This window comes from Bacillus sp. ISL-47 (assembly GCF_018613175.1).
Lineage (GTDB): Bacteria > Bacillota > Bacilli > Bacillales > Cytobacillaceae > Cytobacillus.
Genome location: NZ_JAGGQS010000043.1, coordinates 15373 through 33440 on the forward strand (window position 1 = coordinate 15373; position 18068 = coordinate 33440).

General features: G+C 38.9%; 17 protein-coding genes. 7 read left to right on the forward strand and 10 right to left on the reverse strand.

Annotated elements, in window-relative coordinates:
* Positions 1 to 61: 61 nt before the first annotated feature.
* Positions 62 to 1267 carry an NADP-dependent malic enzyme gene (gene ystJ, locus J7I93_RS14455; protein WP_214726572.1) on the reverse strand — a complete coding sequence of 402 codons (1206 nt, stop codon included), beginning with the start codon at positions 1265 to 1267 and terminating at the stop codon, positions 62 to 64.
* A 164-nt stretch (positions 1268 to 1431) separates the two neighbouring features.
* Here ystJ and J7I93_RS14460 point away from each other — a divergent pair, with 164 nt between their 5' ends.
* Complete coding sequence (locus tag J7I93_RS14460; RefSeq protein WP_214726573.1) at positions 1432 to 2325, forward strand: LysR family transcriptional regulator; 894 nt, start codon at positions 1432 to 1434, stop codon at positions 2323 to 2325.
* Positions 2326 to 2551: 226 nt separating this feature from the next.
* Here the strand turns inward: J7I93_RS14460 and J7I93_RS14465 are convergent, their stop codons facing one another.
* Positions 2552 to 4195: a catalase gene (locus J7I93_RS14465; protein WP_214726574.1), complete on the reverse strand. Its 1644-nt coding sequence runs from the start codon at positions 4193 to 4195 to the stop codon at positions 2552 to 2554.
* A gap of 408 nt (positions 4196 to 4603) precedes the next feature.
* On the opposite strand from J7I93_RS14465, the gene J7I93_RS14470 reads away from it, so the two are divergent.
* The gene (locus J7I93_RS14470; protein WP_483297137.1) at positions 4604 to 5761 is read left to right on the forward strand and encodes a YibE/F family protein; all 1158 of its coding nucleotides are present in this window, start codon (positions 4604 to 4606) and stop codon (positions 5759 to 5761) included.
* Positions 5758 to 6534, forward strand: coding sequence for a YibE/F family protein (locus J7I93_RS14475; protein WP_214726576.1), 777 nt, complete (start codon positions 5758 to 5760; stop codon positions 6532 to 6534). The genes J7I93_RS14470 and J7I93_RS14475 overlap by 4 nt, the downstream gene beginning before the upstream one ends.
* A 374-nt stretch (positions 6535 to 6908) precedes the next feature.
* Here the strand turns inward: J7I93_RS14475 and J7I93_RS14480 are convergent, their stop codons facing one another.
* The 4 genes from J7I93_RS14480 to J7I93_RS14495 all read right to left on the reverse strand — a co-directional run bounded on the left by J7I93_RS14480 (position 6909) and on the right by J7I93_RS14495 (position 8930).
* A complete protein-coding gene (locus J7I93_RS14480) occupies positions 6909 to 7118 on the reverse strand; it encodes a hypothetical protein (protein ID WP_214726577.1) in 210 nt (69 codons plus the stop codon).
* A 210-nt stretch (positions 7119 to 7328) separates the two neighbouring features.
* A complete protein-coding gene (locus tag J7I93_RS14485; RefSeq protein WP_214726578.1) occupies positions 7329 to 8156 on the reverse strand; it encodes a DUF817 domain-containing protein in 828 nt (275 codons plus the stop codon).
* Between the two features lie 68 nt (positions 8157 to 8224).
* On the reverse strand, positions 8225 to 8437 hold the full coding sequence (locus tag J7I93_RS14490; RefSeq protein ID WP_214726579.1) for a helix-turn-helix domain-containing protein: 213 nt from the start codon (positions 8435 to 8437) through the stop codon (positions 8225 to 8227).
* 10 nt (positions 8438 to 8447) lie between these two features.
* Entirely contained in the window at positions 8448 to 8930 is a 483-nt protein-coding gene (locus J7I93_RS14495; protein WP_214726580.1) for a DUF2975 domain-containing protein, read from the reverse strand.
* 234 nt (positions 8931 to 9164) lie between these two features.
* On the opposite strand from J7I93_RS14495, the gene J7I93_RS14500 reads away from it, so the two are divergent.
* The 3 genes from J7I93_RS14500 (at position 9165) to J7I93_RS14510 (ending at position 11901) form a co-directional block, all read left to right on the forward strand.
* Positions 9165 to 9605 carry a cell wall hydrolase gene (locus J7I93_RS14500; RefSeq protein WP_214726581.1) on the forward strand — a complete coding sequence of 147 codons (441 nt, stop codon included), beginning with the start codon at positions 9165 to 9167 and terminating at the stop codon, positions 9603 to 9605.
* A gap of 361 nt (positions 9606 to 9966) precedes the next feature.
* Complete coding sequence (locus J7I93_RS14505) at positions 9967 to 10794, forward strand: SAM-dependent methyltransferase (RefSeq protein WP_214726582.1); 828 nt, start codon at positions 9967 to 9969, stop codon at positions 10792 to 10794.
* Between the two features lie 687 nt (positions 10795 to 11481).
* The gene (locus tag J7I93_RS14510) at positions 11482 to 11901 is read left to right on the forward strand and encodes a hypothetical protein (RefSeq protein WP_214988477.1); all 420 of its coding nucleotides are present in this window, start codon (positions 11482 to 11484) and stop codon (positions 11899 to 11901) included.
* A gap of 592 nt (positions 11902 to 12493) precedes the next feature.
* Here J7I93_RS14510 and J7I93_RS14515 read toward each other — a convergent pair.
* A complete protein-coding gene (locus J7I93_RS14515) occupies positions 12494 to 12673 on the reverse strand; it encodes a hypothetical protein (protein ID WP_214726583.1) in 180 nt (59 codons plus the stop codon).
* Between the two features lie 451 nt (positions 12674 to 13124).
* Positions 13125 to 13520, reverse strand: coding sequence for a VOC family protein (locus J7I93_RS14520; RefSeq protein WP_214726584.1), 396 nt, complete (start codon positions 13518 to 13520; stop codon positions 13125 to 13127).
* 627 nt (positions 13521 to 14147) lie between these two features.
* Here J7I93_RS14520 and sstT point away from each other — a divergent pair.
* A complete protein-coding gene (gene sstT, locus J7I93_RS14525; protein WP_214726585.1) occupies positions 14148 to 15380 on the forward strand; it encodes a serine/threonine transporter SstT in 1233 nt (410 codons plus the stop codon).
* Positions 15381 to 15610: 230 nt separating this feature from the next.
* Here sstT and J7I93_RS14530 read toward each other — a convergent pair whose 3' ends face one another.
* Both J7I93_RS14530 and J7I93_RS14535 read right to left on the reverse strand, forming a co-directional pair.
* Positions 15611 to 17053, reverse strand: a complete 1443-nt coding sequence (locus J7I93_RS14530; RefSeq protein WP_214726586.1) for an alkaline phosphatase PhoX — start codon at positions 17051 to 17053, stop codon at positions 15611 to 15613.
* A gap of 572 nt (positions 17054 to 17625) precedes the next feature.
* Entirely contained in the window at positions 17626 to 18060 is a 435-nt protein-coding gene (locus J7I93_RS14535; protein ID WP_214726587.1) for an SRPBCC family protein, read from the reverse strand.
* Positions 18061 to 18068: the final 8 nt, after the last annotated feature.

The following is an 18068-nucleotide window of genomic DNA, read 5'->3' on the forward strand; positions in this document are numbered from 1 at the left end:
TGTTCGTTCTGGTCCCGATACCAAGCCAGACATCCCAACCGCGGGCGAAAAAATTCTATTATTATTGGTTTACCAAATCACTCTTTAAGATTTCCTTTCGGGCAACTCCTGTTTCCTGGGCAGTCTTCACTACAGCATCTCTAACAGCCGGAACCACTCTACTATCCAGCGGACCCGGTATTACATAATCCGGGGACAATTCACTGCAATCAATTAAACCTGCAATAGCTTCCACAGCAGCCAATTTCATTTCATTATTAATATCGGTAGCCCTTACATCTAATGCACCTCTGAATATTCCTGGAAATGCTAGAACATTGTTTACCTGGTTAGGCAAATCAGAGCGGCCAGTTCCAACAACTGCAGCACCTGCCTCTTTGGCTTCATCTGGCATAATTTCCGGTATAGGATTGGCCATTGCAAAGATGATCGAGTCACGGTTCATCGTTTGCACCATTTCCTTTGTTAATGCCCCCGCAGAGGAAACCCCAATAAATACATCAGCACCTGCAATGACATCCTCCAGCAGCCCTTGGCGTTTCGTTTTGTTTGTGATTCTGGCTACAGATTCTTTAATCGGGTTCATTCTTACTTGCCGGCCTTCATAAATGGCTCCCTTTGTATCACACATAATGATATCCTTTACACCCATAGTTATTAATAGTTTTATAATCGCTATTCCGGCAGCACCCGCTCCATTAACTACTACTTTTTTTTCGCCAGCCTCTTTATTTACCAGCTTTAACGCATTTATTAAGCCTGCGGCGGTTACAATAGCTGTTCCATGCTGGTCATCATGAAAGACAGGTATGTTCATTTCTTGCTTAAGTCGTTCCTCAATGTAAAAGCAATTTGGTGCAGCAATATCTTCTAGATTAATGCCTCCAAAAGATGGCTGCAGCAGTTTCACGGTTTTTATAATTTCATCAGGATCCTTTGTATCAAGGCAAATAGGAACAGCGTCAATCCCCGCGAACGCTTTGAAAAGAGCAGCCTTCCCTTCCATAACAGGCATGGATGCCTCTGGGCCAATATCTCCGAGTCCCAATACGGAAGTTCCGTCAGAAACGACCGCAATTAAATTGCCTTTAATGGTATAATCATAGACTTTCTCAGGAACATTATGAATCTGCCGGCACGGTTCTGCCACTCCTGGGGAATAGGCTAAGCTTAAATCCTTCATACTATTCAGCGGCATTTTCACGTCGATAGATAATTTCCCTTTAAATTTCTCATGCAGTAATAGTGATTCTCTTTGTAAATCCATCTTAACCAGCTCCCTTTATTGTTGATTTGAATATTAATAATTTTCAGTATTCTAATATTGTAGTTTATTATATAATGAGAGTTACCTATAAATGAAATACATATAATCTATATACTTTATTCCTTTTGGTTATAGGGAAAACATAATTAAAGGAGAGAGTTCTGTTGGACATAAGGCATTTAGAGTATTTTGCGGAAGTAGCCCAGCATTTAAGTTTTACAAAAGCATCGCAAACACTGCATGTAACACAGCCTTCTATTAGTAAAGCCATAAAAAATTTGGAAGGCGAATTAGGAGTTCCATTGTTTTACCGGTCATCGAAACAATTAGAATTAACCGATGCAGGTAAAGCGGTTTTAATCAATGCAAAGAAAGTACTTCACGCCTTTAAAAATCTGACTTTGGAGCTAACAGATATTATGGAGCTTAAGAGCGGAGAGATAAGGATTGGCATTCCCCCAATAGTAGGTGCGGCCTTCTTTTCAAAGTTGATCAGCCAGTATAAAGAGAAATTTCCTCTTATAAAGTTTACATTAACTGAAGTAGGAACGAAAAAAATCAAAAAAGGTGTTGAAGACGGTTCTCTGGATATTGGCTTGATTTGCACAGTACCGGCACAAGGCAGCAGTTTTGAAATCATTAATGTCTTAAGGGATCCACTAAAGTTAATTGTGCACCGAGAACACCCTTTGGCTTCACAAAAAGAAGTCCACTTCTCAGAATTAGCAAATGAGCCCTTTATTTTATACCGAAAAGACTTCACACTTTACGACCTGATTATAGAAGAATGCTCGAAAAACAACTTCCAGCCCAATATCGTATGTGAAAGCTCCCAAAAAGACTTCCTGCTGGGAATGGTCGAAGGAAAACTGGGAGTCGCATTATTGCCCAGTAAAATATCCAGTGATATTAACAATAGAGAACTTATTGTGCTCCCTATCTCTGAATCTGCGGTAAATTTGGAGCTAGGCATGATTTGGAAAAAGGATAAATATTTATCGTTTGCAGTCAGGGAGTTTATAGCAGTATCTGAGGATTATTTGGAGAGTGAGGTTTAATGGATGGATCAGCCACGGAATCGGGCTGGTCTTTTTTGTGGATGTAACGAAGAACCACTCTCTCTTTTTTATGTCTTAGGAATAGGTCTTTATTTCTGTTATTGCTGATATTTAACGCATTGGGGCTCAGGCTCAGAACAAGGACATGAAGCGGGTAAAAATGAAGGGCTGCCCTTCAGTCAGATTGACTAACCTTCGCGACAGCCCTTGCATCTTTAGACTATGATTAATATGGATCAGTTTCGTGGCTTTTCTTCACAGCTTCTTTAGTTGCTTCGTTCTCAGCGATTGAACCCTGTCCGTATTTCGATTTTCCAGCTTCACGGCCTGGAATTTTACTTTCAGCGCTCATTTCCTGCAGTTCGTTCATTACTTTTTCGATTCCTTCCTTCACACGGCGGCCATAATCTTCATCAGCTTGTGTGAAGTGCTCAATCATGGCATCTTGAATTCTTTTGTCACATACTGCTTCGGATAAGTTTTTGATTAGTTCATCGCGCTCCCAATCATCAAAGCTGCGGTATGTATGTCCCGCTTGACCGTAGTTGTTTGGGCGATCAATTGGTGCACTCAAGGCTGCCGCATTATACGTTGGATGATGAGGTGAATAGCCTTCTTCAGGAGCTTCCTTAAAGCCGCCTTTCATTGATGGTTCATAGTTAATATGCGGATTCTCTCCAGACTCTTTTGGATCACGAATATCCATTTGACCACGATGCTGGTTCGTGCGAACAGGTGCTTTCGGTGCGTTCACTGGCAGTTTCAGATAGTTAGCACCTATGCGATAGCGCTGTGTATCGGAATAAGAAAAGGTACGGCCTTGCAGCATTTTATCATCAGAGAAGTCCATTCCATCGACTAGAACGCCTGTACCGAATGCGGCCTGCTCAATCTCTGCATGGTAATCCACTGGATTGCGATCAAGTACCATACGGCCAACTGGCAGCCACGGGAACTTATCCTCCGGCCAAAGCTTAGTATCATCGAGCGGATCAAAATCAAGTTCAGGATGGTAATCATCCGCCATGATCTGCACAAAGAGCTCCCATTCCGGATAGTCTCCACGTTCAATGGCTTCAAATAAATCCTGAGTTGCATGACCGACGTTCTTCGCTTGAATAGAGTTTGCCTCTTCCTGTGTTAAGTTACGGATCCCTTGCTTCGGCTCCCAGTGATACTTCACCAGCACGGCCTCACCTTTTTCATTTACCCATTTATATGTATTTACACCGCTGCCTTGCATGTGGCGGTAAGTTGCTGGAATTCCCCATGGTGAGAACAAGAATGTAATCATGTGCGTAGCTTCTGGTGTACGGGATACAAAGTCAAACATCCGCTCAGGATTTGGTACATTTGAAACTGGATCGGCTTTAAACGCATGAATCATATCAGGGAATTTCATCGCATCACGGATAAAGAAAATTTTCAGGTTGTTCCCAACCAAATCCCAATTGCCATCTTCCGTATACATTTTTACTGCAAAGCCACGAGGGTCTCTTGCTGTTTCCGGAGAATCTTTCGCTCCTGCTACGGTGGAAAAACGAACCATTAACGGTGTTCTCTTTCCTGCACCAGAAAAGACTTTCGCCCGGGTATACTTCTCAGCTGCTTCATCTCCAACTTTTCCATACGTTTCAAAATAACCAAATGCGCCAGCACCTCTTGCGTGTACAACACGCTCCGGCACCTCTTCTCGATCAAAATGGGAAATTTTTTCAATAAAATGATAGTTCTCTAATGTCGCTGGGCCTCGGCTTCCAATCGTACGGATATTTTGATTATCTTTTACAGGATGACCCTGCCGCGTTGTCAGTGTTTCACGTTTCGCATCTTGTTCGTTTGAGGAATTCATATCTTTGTTCTCTGCCACAATTAAACCTCCTTAAATTGACTACCCATATTTTACCTCTGTTTTAGAAGTATATATCCGGGTGCTTTCCGTTTTACCATAGCTTCTTTTTTATTTTTGCTTAGTAATCAGGTGGAATAGTTGTCCATATTAACAAATAATTTCCAATGTTATCATACCCTTTGGAAAGGTAATTAAACAAAGGCCTTTCGCAAACTTTGTTGCTTTCAAACAGTAGCGAGGAAAGGTTGATTTCCGCTCCAGGATGCTCAGCGAACCGCGCTGCGGTGAATATCCTTTAATGTAAACAAACCTGCAACAAAAGTCACAACTTGAAAAAACTGCAATGATTATCTTGACTGTCCGAAAATGTCCCTGTTATTCTTAGTCCGTTACAAGGGACACTGCGGACTGGTTTTACGTGGGAATATTCGCATATATAAGACTCGGAGGTTTATTTTGAAACAAGTAAAAAAAACATCTTACCATCAATTCTACTTGTACATCGTTTTGGCACTTTGTATGGCAGCATCGGTTCTATTTGTATATCACAATGAACCTTTCTATGACAGGCCAATTGCTGAAGTGGTAGAAGCTGATCTGATTCACTCGGAAGAGGTAATAGATATTTACGATAATGAGGACAAGCTATATGAACAGAAAATAATAGCCGAATTAAAGAATGGTGAAAAGATGGGGCAGCTGATTCATTTAAAGAATCAATATTCTGCATCTAAAGCTTATGACCAGGAGTTTCATGAAGGGCAAAAAGTATTTGTTTCAATAAGCGAGAATAAAGAAGGTGGAACAGATTTAAATGGAACGATAATAGACCTTAAACGGGATCATTACATATTAATTGTCGGTTGGATCTTTATCCTTATCCTGCTACTTGTTGGAAAAAAACAGGGACTGTTTTCGATTATAAGTTTGGCAGTCAATGCTCTATTGCTCTCTTATGCATTGGATATTTATTTGGTTAATTCTGAAACAAGCCTCTTACTGATATGCAGTGTAGCGGTTATTTTATTTACGGTCCTTTCCTTGCTGCTCGTAAACGGTTTTAATGAAAAGACCTATGCAGCCATTGTCGCAACATTGCTGGCTACATTTTTTTCGCTTTTGGTCACCTATCTTGTCATTTGGGTAACCTCTGGAAAGGGGCTAAGATATGAAGAGCTGCAATTTATCACACGCCCCTATCAAATGGTTTTTTTAGCAGGATTATTTATCGGATCTTTGGGAGCTGTTATGGATGTAGCCATTACCATGTCTTCTTCCCTGTTTAGCTTGTATGAAAAGAATCAAAACATTCCAGTAAAAGCACTTAAGCGTTCTGGAATGGAGGTTGGAAAAGATATTATGGGCACCATGACAAATATCTTGTTTTTTGCCTACATAAGCGGTTCCCTTCCTATGCTTGTTTTGTATATAAAGAATGATTCACCATTAGGGTTTACGCTTTCCATGAACCTTTCATTGGAATTAGCCCGGGCACTGGCTGGCGGCATCGGAATCGTACTAACCATTCCGATCGGCCTTTATATTTCTATATTTTTTATAAATAGAAAGAGGGCAAGAACATGAATGCATTAGTTTTGCTGGCTGCCATATTATTTATTTTGATGACCCTGATCGGCGGAAAAAAAGGAGCAAGATCCTTTTTTGCTATATTCTTCAATTTTGGTATGATTATTTTTGTCCTGTTTTTTATGAACGATCCAAATATTAATCCGATTATCGTCACATTGATTGCATGTGCTGTGATTAGCTGCATCAATCTTTTTTACATAAACGAAGTGAACATTAAAACCAAAACAGCATTTTTGTCTTCGGTCATCACCATTGTAATCTTGATCCTGTTTATTGTCATTGTTACAGAAAAGGCGATGATCCAGGGATTTGGTGAAGAAGAAGTAGAAGAACTGAGTATATTTTCCCTTTATATTGGAGTCGATTTTGTTAAAATTGCCGTATCAGTCATCATCATGAGTACAATCGGAGCCATTACGGATGCTGCCATCGCCATCTCTTCTCCGATGCGGGAAATCCATTATCATCATCCGGACATCAGCAGGAAGGAATTATTTCAAGCTGGCTTAGGCATTGGAAAGGATATCTTGGGAACAAGTACGAACACGTTATTTTTTGCTTTTTTTGGCGGATACCTGGCATTGCTTATTTGGTTTAAAGATCTATCCTATTCTGCAGGAGAAATCGTTAATTCAAAAATCTTTAGTGCCGAGATGCTTACAATCTTTAGTGCGGGAATTGGGGTAACGCTGGTGATTCCAGTCACTGCCTGGATTACTGCAGCATTTTTAGTAAAAAATAGAAATAAAAATGAAACCGTTGAATAGATTTATGAATAACTGCAAACATCCCTTATTTCCATAGTTGAAATAGGGGATGTTTTTTATTCTGGTTCAATGATTAAGTTTGTCTGAAGCCTGTATACTGTCCTTTCTATGTACCAATTTAACGTGAAGCTACTTTTTAATGGTTTAGAAAAGTTTCGTTCATAGTTTGTTAATATTTACGCATTATAATAAGGTTTGTACCCGAAACATCATACAGCCCTTTTTCTTTACCCCTTCAGATCCGGCCGTGTATTTGGCCGGATTTTATATTTTCCCTTTTTCTTTATCCAGGTTTGGTCCTTCCAGAAGCAAAATAAAGAGGAATGCCGACCTCTATTTGATAGAGATCAGCACTTCGTTCATTCGCTATATGATTAACGTGACGCTTTTGGCGGTTGGCACACGTCGCATTTGCGTTGGTTATTATTTTTAAATTTTGTAAATGTTTTTTCAAAATTGCTGCCACATGCACATTTAAATAATAACTTTTGAGAAAAACCGTGATATTCCGTCGTAAGTAATTTACTTTCCGAATTTTTCTCAACAAACTCATTAATTTTGCCGATTGTCCATCGTTTATTCATTCTCTTACACCTCAATTTTTTATCGCTAGGCGGAGGCTTTTCTTGGCATCCGTTTCAAATATGGGCTAAAGTCGTAATTACCTAAGTTTCTCATTATAACATGCAATGGCACACAATTAAAACAGATTGTTATTTTGAACGCTTACTGGGGCTTTTCGAATATTGCATCTACCTTTTTTCTTATATTTCATGAAAAAGGGCCATTAACATTTATAAGAATTGACTGGCATTTATCTTAGCGGAATTTTTTCCCTTAACATGCTTTAACGTCGCCACAATAAGAAAGCTAACAATCACTAATAAGAGCCACGAACTCACCTTTCCTAGATGAACGAGACTCCATGCATCAGTTTGGTTTGGATATTCCCAGGCTCCAAAGAACGTTGCGATATTTTCGGCAATCCATATAAAAAATCCGATGAGCACAAAAGAAAGTGCAATTGGCATACGGTAACTAATCCCATCAACCTCGTATTTGACCCATGATTGCCAAAAGACGATGATGACAAGTCCAGATAGCCACCAGCGAACATCAATCCAATAATGGTGGGTGAAAAAATTCAAATAAATCGCAGCTGCAAGAGGTACAACCACCAAAAACGGAGGCCACTTAACCAGTTCAACCTTTAACCTCCTCCACGCCTGGCAAAGATAACTCGCTACACTTGCGTACATAAATCCGCTAAACAAAGGCACTCCAAAAATCATGAAATAACCTTCCTCTGGATAAGACCAGGATCCCATATGTACCTTAAAAAGTTCTAGAGAAAGTCCAATAAGGTGGAATAATGTGATTACCTTTAGTTCATCCCGTGTTTCAAGCCCGGACCGCACCATCCACCACTGCATCAGAAGGCAGATGATGAGCAGCCAGTCATAACGCGGCAGGAAGGGAAGCGGCATGAATTGTGTAAAAGCCAAAGAAGCAAAAATAACGACAGGAAACAAACAGGATAGGGCCTGGTCCCAGCCAAAACGAACGAGTTGTTTGATTGCTCTTGTGATTTTTGCCTCCAAATTTTGAATGGTTACATTCATATGTAACTCCCCTTTTATCAAAAGTCAGAAAAACCTTTCTTTTCCTATCAATGTTGAATATTCTTGCTTTATTCATCATCACATCGGTATTCTATAATATCTCCGGGCTGACATTCTAATGCTTTGCAAATTGCCTCTAATGTTGAAAACCTTATTGCTTTTGCCTTTCCATTTTTTAAAATAGAAAGGTTCGCCATTGTGATTCCAACCTTCTCAGAAAGTTCTGTTACGCTCATTTTCCTTTTAGCCAGCATCACATCAATATTAATAATAATAGCCATTGTTTTCACCTCAGACCGTTAAGTCATTTTCTGATTTTATATCAATCGCTTCTTTTAACAGTTTTTGAAGAACAGCAGCAAAGACTGCAATCACCATTGAAGCAAAAATAACGACCAATCCGATTACTATAATACCTGGGGCGTCGTCTCTTTCGGCCATAAGATAGAAGAGAGGCATGCCTGCCGCATACAAAATACTGATGGTAATTGCACAATTTTTTATATTCTTTAAAGATTTTACAGATAAGTCCGAGAAGGCTTTATTCTTGTCAATATAGCTTAAAAGTTTAAAGGCTTGATAAAGAGCAAAATAAAAAGGGATCGCCGATGCATACAAATCGATTAAAATGAGATATTTCATATATGCATGTTCCGAATACAGCTCTGCTGCAAAATTTGCTATCTCAGGCACCAAAAAAATGCACAAAGCAAGAATCGGAATTCCAATCAGAATAACAGCTATCTTTAAAAAGAGTGTTGTTCCTTGTTTCATAAAATGCACCTCATTCATTTAATGTATATTGATTATAAAACGATTTTTATCGTTTATCAATAAAAAATTGCTGATTATAATTATATTTTTATCGAGGTTAAAAACTCCCCTTTGTTTTTATGCAATGTGATTGTTTCCATTGATTACAGCGCTATTTATATTTTCTCCCCTCTAACTGAACCCGTTAACATTTTTGCAGGATTTCTTAATACACTTCTTTTAGAGGTGATAAAAATGCCAAGAGTACAATATACAGACAGTGACGTTGCTTTAATGGCAAGGATGATGAGAGCAGAAGCGGAAGGTGAAGGAAAACTGGGGATGCTTATGGTTGGTAATGTAATTGTAAATCGACGAAAAGCTAATTGTCTCGATTTTGAAGGTTTAAGGACAATACCACAGGTGATTTTTCAAGTACAAGGAGGAAATTATTCTTTTGAAGCGGTACAGAAGGGTAATGTTTTTTATAACAGAGCAAGAAGTGTAGAAAAAAGATTAGCCAAACAAACCTTAGACTATTGGAGACAACATCCTTCCAAGTATGCTCTTTGGTATTTTAATCCGTATGCTCCATGTCCACCTACATGGTACGATCAGCCATTTGCAGGACAATTTAAACTACATTGTTACTATGAACCGAAGGCTAATACATGTGAAGGTGCTTATACGTGGTAACAAAAAGAGGGTGTCCCGAAAGTATCGCTTTTGGGATACCTTCTTTTTTCCAAAGCAAATAGCTTAATAGAATTTGCCTCCCCTCACTACTTGTTAAAAAAAGCCACAAAGTTTGCGAAAATAGCTAATATAAATAAACAGGGTGCAAATATCAACTTATCAGCTTGAACACAGCTTTTACATAAAACATATGCAGCAATAATTAATTGTGATTAAATTGAACTAATTAAAGAAAGAGTGGATGAATTGATGGTGTATATATTAAATAAATCTTTTTCGTAAAAGTTTCATTATCCGAGTTATCACCTTTTCAGTACCCCTATAAGCTAGGTGCAACGAAAATAGTTATAAGGAGAAAGCTATGAGATCATTTCAACTTAACGAAATAACAAAAACCTTTTTATCCGCGTACAATCTTTATGAAGAGGATTTTATCCAACAGATTCAGCTGCAGCATCGTTTGAGTTTAGTGGAAGCTTTTAATATTCAAGAAGGAATGCGTGTCCTGGAAATCGGCTGTGGGCAAGGGGACACGACCGCTGCAATAGCAAATGCAGCAGGAGAAAGCGGACATGTAACCGCAATTGATATTGCCAGCCCCGATTACGGATCACCATTAACATTAGGCCAAGCAACAGATCGAATTAAGAAGTCTCCCTTAAGGGAACGTATTACTTTTCATTTTGAAATGGACTTTATGAATTTTTCCGAAACGATTACACCGTACGACATCGCAGTATTATCGCATTCTTCCTGGTACTTTAAGGATCCGAAAGATCTTAAGAATTACTTCCAAAGACTGCGTAAAATGACTAAGCGTATATGCTTTGCAGAATGGGACCTTGATTTTACCAGCATGACTCAGCGTGCCCATTTTTATGCCGTCTCTATTCTAGCGTTGTATTCCAGCTTTGTGAAGAATGATGGAAACATTCAAAACCTGTTTGACAAAACGCAGATTAGACATTTACTTAAACAAGCAAATTTTCAAATTGAGAAGGAGCTTACAGTCGACGCGACATACCTGCAAGACGCACAGTGGGAAAAGGATTATGCAAATATCATCCAAGACGAATTCACTAATACCTCTGCCATGATGCAAACATTAATCAATAGTTACTATGAACTGATGAATCGTTCTAGTGGTAATGAACAATCATTGAATAGTTTCATTCTGTGTGCTAAGTAAACTCGTGAATAATGAGGCATTACTTAACAGCTTATACCTGATATTAAAGAAAATGGGTGCCAGTCCCCTCATTCGCTCATGCCTTAGCGTAACTGGGACTGGCACCCTTGAAAGCAACCCGATAGACTAGCTTTTCTTCTTTAGTTAAAGTTGTATTGCATCATTATCATCCATATTTTGAATGTGGTCTAAGATACTCACGCCGTTCTGTTTGTTCCTATAGTTTACGAGATATGTTATATCCTCTTTAATTAAATTCTTACCCCATGTTCTTTTACTAAAATCTTAGTTTCAATTGATACTCTTTTGACATATTCGGAGGAACGACTACAATAAACGCTTCTTCATTCTCTTTTGAATAACCTTTTTCCAAAACTTTAACGATAGCGGTTGTAGAACTTGTTGTAAGTAAATTATTAGAGATAATGTATAAACTAATTATCGCAATAACTAATAACGACATTACTATTTTTTAATTTCGCATAAAACTCACCTCTTTAATCTCTACAATTTATATCTAGCTTCTTGTAACAGGCAACAAACCTGACCTTTTCTACAACAAATGAAGCCTGGTATGATAACAATGGTATGTAATCACTGGAGACCAAACAGGACTTGTACATCTACATATATAATTTCCAAATAAGCATAATATGAGTAGAATCCCTATTTAAAGGATGAACGTCAATGGAAAAACAACGTATCGAACAATTCGATAATATTGTAAAAATGGGAAAAGAGGGGCAAAAGGCATTAAATGAATATTGGCTCGATTACTTCCTCTACACGTCCTTTGAATATTGGCTGATGGTCTCTTTACTTGTTGTTCCGCTAATTATTCTGTTTTTCCAAATTGATAAAAGTAAAATTTTTTTTATGGGCTTTTACGGGTACAGCATTCATGTTTTATTTGGTTATATTGACCTATATGCAAAAAATTTAGGCTTTTTGCATTACCCTATTCCAATAATTCCAATGATACCAGGATTATCCCTTGATTCGAGCTTTATTCCTGTAACCTTTATGCTTGTATACCAATGGACATTAAATCATAAAAAAAATTATTATTTTTTCTTTGACATCAGCAGTTTTGGCATTTGTTTTTAAGCCCCTTCTTGTAGGTCTGGGACTTTTTAGATTATATGGAAATACAAATTATTTATATCTTTTCTTGGGTATATGATCTTAATCATCTTAGCCAAGTTCATAACTAACGTATTTTTATGGACAGAAAAATATTTTCGTAATAAAGGTACAAAGGCTCCTGTTTAACTGCTACATTCGTTTGGAAAGAAGCTGCAAGTTTTACAGCTGGCTCTTTAATTCCCTTAGTTCAATAATAAAACTTATTTTTTGCTAATTAACCTATATATAAATAAGCCAGAAACTAGAGATAGGGCTAGACCAAGCAAAATCCTAGTAAATGAAACACTAACCGCGTATGTATCATAACTGGTCTGTTCCCCATTAAGAACAGTCCACCAATCAATTTCTGCAGAAAAATAAATAGAGATGAAAAAGCCAAGTGAGAAAGGTTAAAAAAACAAATAAAGTGACAGCTATTTTTTGTTCAAATTTATCCACGTAATTCTCTTGTTTTCTATTTCATTTTTGGAAAGGAAGAGGAGCGTAACCACCCTGGTATAAGCCGATAAATGGAAAGCTCAACTGGAGTATTTACCAGAAGTATTTTCTCCCATTAAATCAATCGTGTAAAGTTCTTATACAGCTCCTTTTCATTAATCGTTATCCTGATCGATAAGTCTTTAGTTCGTAAAACAAAATCTTTAATTCCAATAAATTCGGATTCAGCAATCAAATAAAATTGTGTGCCCTTTTTTAATCCTTTAAAATTATTCTTCAGCTTATATCTCTTCATTATCTTCCCTAGCTACTCCAATACGTTTATTTCAATCTGGCACTTACTGAGGATTTATCGCTTTTACGATTGTGCCAGCTCCATAGTACTGTCTATTACCAAAAATCCCGGTAAAACACTTCACCATCAGCTTCTCATAAAAACCTTTTAAAATCTATTTAAAAAGTGTGCCCACAAGATCAATTATTGAACTTTACAAAAGCAATTCTCAACATGATCCAACTACTATACCAATCAAATGACTGAGGATGAAAACAAATTTTAAAAAATAAACCGCACGAGTGAAAATCACTGTGCGGTTAACTATGAAAAATAGGTGTACTTATCTAACTCACTAATGCTTTAATGAAGTTGGAGGCAGGCACCTATATAAGCTTCTTGAATTAGACCGATCTTCTTCCAAGCCTATAGGACTGCCTAGCGGATTTCATGCTTTCACCAGTCATTGATTTTATTTTGCATTCGCATCTGGCTGATGAATGCCGAAAACATTCCCTTCTGTATCAAGATAGTATCCCTGCCACGCCATTCCGGGCAGAGCATATTTAGGCATGGCGACTTTTCCGCCATTCTCAAGAATCTTTGCTTCTGCTGTATCGTAATCTTCCACTCCCATTGTACAAGCAAATCCATTTAAAGCTTGGTTAGCTTCCGGCGGAGGACTTTGCCGCTGCATCAAAGCACCATTGATCCCTGTTTCATTCTCATCACCGGTCACTGCTCCAAAGTAAGGCATTCCTGCGTAATCACTCCAATCCTGAAATGACCATCCGAATACCTCTCCATAAAACTTCTTTGCCCGCTCCATGTCATCCACATGAACTTCAAAATGAACTAATCTTCCCATGTTTACCTCCTAGTGGTTTATTAAAAATTTTTGCTCTATATAATCGTAATTGTCATGGTAGTCGATTCTTATTTCGACAACTACAAGTAAAAACCTGCCCTATTAGATGAAAAAAAGCCTTCCCTTCACAAAAAATACGGTCAGGCCATTTATGTTTCTATTTATAATATCTAGGTGATGAAAAATATCCTATTCCTTCTCCTGAAATCCTGGATATTGGGTCATGTCTCTATCATCGTATAACGTTTCTCCCCCAAGCTTATTGCTGACAAATACAATACTTCCCTATGAAACCGCTGAACTAGGGCTAATAAAATTCCTGTCATTATATGTACCCCATTTTTTGGATTTTAGGAAACGGTAAATATATTTTTAGATTGGGCAACGGTGAAAGTTTATTCCTCAAAGTAATTATTAGACCATTTGTCGTGAAAATTTATGCGGAAACCTTTGTTCTTAAGCAATAAGCCATAGGATTTTAAGCCTTACAAATATTTCAATATAATAATTTATCGCACAATTTTAAATATTTGTGTTAAACTATCTGATATTGCTGTTGTCAAAAACAGTGATAGGCCATTTTATCTTTTTATCTACTTATTCTAAAGAATTTCGGAGGGTACTTTTATGAAAAATGCAATTCGGAAGTGGAACCAAATTAGCCTTGTCAAACGGATCCTTATAGGTATTGTAATCGGTATTGCCCTGGCTTTAACGGTTCCGGATGCAGCAAAATGGGTCTCAGTTTTTGGTTCATTATTTGTAGGTGCATTAAAGGCGGTTGCACCTGTACTAGTTCTGTTCTTGGTTATGCATGCGATTTCCAAACACAGAAGCGGCCACAAAACAAATATGAAATCCATTGTAGCCCTTTATGGAATTAGTACATTCCTGGCCGGGTTTGTCGCAGTTGTCGCAAGCTTCCTTTTTCCGGTTACCTTATCACTTGCACCAGGTGCTGAAGATGTGACTCCTCCAGGCGGAATTGTGGAGGTCCTTCAGACGCTGCTCTTCAACATTGTGGACAACCCGATCAATGCCCTGTTGAACGGCAACTACATCGGGATCCTGACATGGGCGGTTCTTCTTGGCATCGCCTTAAGAAATGCAGCTGATACGACAAAAAACATGCTGGGCAACATCTCGGATGCGATCTCAAAGTTAGTAAAATGGGTCATTAACTTAGCTCCGATTGGGATCATGGGCCTAGTATTTGAAGCGATAGTCACAAACGGTCTTTCCGCTTTGCTCGACTACGGCAAATTGCTTGCTGTTCTGCTCGGATGCATGTTCTTTATCGCACTTGTTATAAATCCTATTATCGTGTATATCAATATTCGCCAAAACCCTTACCCGCTTGTTCTAAGATGCTTAAGGGAAAGCGGAATTACAGCATTCTTCACACGCAGCTCTGCTGCAAATATCCCGGTAAACATGAGCTTATGTGAAAAACTTGGCTTGGATGAAGATACGTATTCCGTTTCAATCCCATTAGGGGCGACCATCAATATGGCAGGCGCAGCTGTTACGATTTCTGTCTTGACGCTTGCAGCCGTTCATACACTTGGCATTCAAGTGGATTTTGGAACTGCATTGATTCTTAGTATTTTAGCTGCAGTATCCGCTGCCGGGGCATCCGGTGTAGCTGGCGGTTCCCTGTTGCTCATTCCTTTGGCATCCAGCTTATTCGGAATTCCAGATGACATTGCCATGCAAGTGGTTGGAGTAGGCTTCATCATCGGTGTCCTGCAGGATTCTTGTGAAACGGCACTTAACTCTTCATCGGATGCGCTTTTCACCGCTACTGCGGAATATGCTAAGAAGCGTAAGCAAAACAAGGTTGTAAAAATGACTGCATAGATCTACCTTACCCGGCCATATGAAGTGGCCGGATTTTTTATTCCAGGTTTGGCTCTTTTCACTTTTCCTAAAGTTTAATTACCCTCCGTGCTTGCAGCTTTAACAAAAAGGGTTCAGAATGAGACCATTCTAAACCTCTTTTGTCGACAAATTGAAAACCGCATCGCTAAACATTACCGTGCGGTTTTTAAAATACTATTTCAATACGGGTTGCTTGCGTTATCCCTCAATTAAATAATGGGCATTCCGTGGCGTTCTAATGCAGCAGCTTCTAAGATAGACATCCCTTGTTTTTCTGCGAATGCAGCCAGCTTATCTGAAACAGCAGGAGCAAAGGAGGCTGGTGGAGCTGCATAGCTCATCGTCCGCTGGCGTGCAGCATTTCTTCGCGCGAAAGGACCGGTGATCGCAAGCGTAATCCCTGGGCTTTGTATATTAACGAATAGTGTATTGCCATCTGGTGAAAATGCAGGTCCTGCAAATTCAGAACCATTTAATGTATTCTCTGCAAACGTGTAGACATTTCCTTCAGGAGTAAGGCCAATAATTCGGTCATTTCCGCTTCCATCTTCAGCAATCCATAGATCTCCCCAAGGAGTAATCGTTATATTATCCGGCATCTCCAAGTCGTCGGAAGCGGCAGATTCATAGAACAGCTCCAGTGTATTAGTCGCTGGATAGTACCGATATACACGTCCAAGTTTTCCGGTGCCCGCACTGGTATCGTCAAACCAAAGTGTGCCTGCTGCAAACCAGGCTCCTTCTAAGCGGCTAAATCGAATACATCCCATATCACGTGCATCTTCTTTCGCACGCTCTGGATTAATTTTCTTCCAAACGATCCCAAATCCTTGTCCATTACTGAAGGAACTGGCTGATGAAGAAGGCAATTCATCAATCGCTGCCGCTTCAAGAATTCCGCCCTTTTGCAGAGAACCAAGTTTTTGGCTTCGGTCATTTGGAGTAAAACGATATAAAAAGCTTGGATTGCTATCCTCCGTTAAGTACCAAATACCAGTTGATGGATCGACCGCACATGCTTCATGGGAAAAGTAACCCATATCCCGAATAGGAGTTTTTGACATAGCATTTTCGGGATCATGAGCATTTACCTCAAAAACAAAACCATGTCCAAGCTCCCGAGTCTCCTCGCATGTTAACCATGTACCCCATGTGGAAGGTCCTCCTGCACAGTTCCTGATGTTTCCTGAATTCGTCACATACTCGCTAATAACCTCGTTATTTTGTCCAACAACCAGAGCAGTTGTTCCGCCTGCAGCCCCTTTGCTCCATGGATTCTTTCCGTTAACAGGGAAATCAGCATTCGTTCCGAGTTCATGATTCCTCACAAGGACCGTTGTATTTTTTGGACCTTGAAAGGCTGCCATACCATCAAGATTGCCCGGAACCAAATCTCCGTTAGACATTCGATCTCCTGTTTTAGAAATGATTTTGTATTTAAATCCCCGAGGAAGATCCAGAATACCCGCTGGATCTTTGACTAAGGGACCGTAGCCTCCGAAACCGCCAGCAGGATTTGGTGCTGCAGCAAGCGCACTGGAGGCTTCGCCCAATGAAAAAAATCCAGTAGACCCAAGAGTGACTGCCAATGTACTCATTCCGCCAATTTTTAAAAAATCTCTTCTGTTAAGATCCCTGCTTCCAACTAACATAAAATATACCTCCTATTTTTTTGGAGCTGTCTTTCTGCTGAGCTTTTCTATCAAATAGGTTAACAGAATATTCTTAAGAAGAAGTTAACACTTTGTAAAATAAGCATTAACAAAAAAAACAGGAGTTCAGTAGGAGGTTTATTAGCTTGTTAACAGCAAAGATGCAATGTTTATCTAGCTTCTGACCTCTTTAAGAGTAAGATCTTAATAAAAAACGATAAAAGACGGGACTTTGGAACTGCAAGTTTATTTCGGTTCAAATAATAAACGATTATAATTTTATAAATTCTTAATAAGTTTTTTATGACTAAATTTACATTTTTACATATTGTTCACCATATCCTCTATAAGAGAATTTCATAAGAGATTTTAGCCTTTCCTTAGTAGCTATTAATTCTCTAGAGACATCCTTAATACGCTTAATAATGCGTAAGTTAAATGCTTCCGTTTATTAAACCCAACCTTTACCAACATATTAACAAAAAAAGGTGCCTGTCCCTAGCTCACAGCCTTTATAGCCAGCAGGAATCAGACACCTTTAAGTTATATTACACCAGGGACTATACGGATTATTATTGTTCAAGAATGGCTTTGATTTTTTTCAAATCCTTCATGTTTGCTCTTCTCATCATTGGAGCCATGAAAAGGGACATGATCCTACTAAAGCCATTTGGGTTCCCTATATTTCTTAAAGTCATACGAGTATGGTTTTCATTGATAGCTTCCCATTTATAGATGGTCTCCATTGGAAATGGCCCATTAGCTGTTTTCATCACAAATTTCTTTTCAGGAATAAATTCGGCAATTTCATAGACATATGCTAGTTCCCGGCCTAGAAACTCCGCCCTGAAAGCTATTTGGGAACCTAATTTGAGTGGTTTTGGTGTTTTCCACTCAACTGACTTTATATTTTCATACCATTCAGGAGCATGATCAGGGTTTGCTGCATATTCTGAAACTTGTGAAATAGGGCTTTTAATTGTTATTCCTGTTAAAACATCTACCATCTTGGCCT